This window comes from Aquimarina agarivorans, from assembly GCF_000218485.1.
GTDB lineage: Bacteria > Bacteroidota > Bacteroidia > Flavobacteriales > Flavobacteriaceae > Aquimarina > Aquimarina agarivorans.
Map to the genome: position 1 here is coordinate 1 of NZ_AFPB01000116.1, position 555 is coordinate 555.

General features: G+C 36.8%; 1 protein-coding gene. It reads left to right on the top strand.

Going from position 1 to position 555, the window contains the following annotated elements:
* Positions 1–37 precede the first annotated feature (37 nt).
* Positions 38–555: CHC2 zinc finger domain-containing protein (locus GMC_RS19250; RefSeq protein WP_238527935.1), on the top strand; the 518-nt coding region annotated here is incomplete at its 3' end.

Here is a 555-nt window from a genome sequence, read left to right on the forward strand (position 1 = left end):
GAACATCCACGAAATCAAAAACAAACTATCTACCCAAATGGTACTGCAGCATTACGGATTAGAAATCAAAAACAACCATGTGCATTGTCCTTTTCATGCGGATAAAACCCCAAGCATGCGCGTGTATACAGACACTAATATGGTATTTTGTTTTAGTGGTAAGTGCGATCATGGTAATAAAGTGATCGATGTGATAGATTTTGTGATGCTGAAAGAAAGCTGTAGTAAACATCAAGCCATTTTAAAATGTAAAGAATTACTAGGAGTCACAACCACACAAACCACTAGTGAAATCTTCCATTTATTAAAAGCACAACTCAAAAGAAGTAAGAAAGCATTGCACTATTTAGAAAGTAGAGGATTAAAAGACCTCAATGAGGTTGGTAGCAACCACAGAAACGGAGGCAATCAAGTCGCCTATTTGTTACCTCATTTGAAAAACTGTGTCGTGTTCCCATTAAAAAATGCTGAAAACGAAATCGTCAGTTTATATGGAAGAAGTTTTTCCAGCACCGTAAAAGGCTGTCATTATTACCTAACCGATCGTAAAGGCTT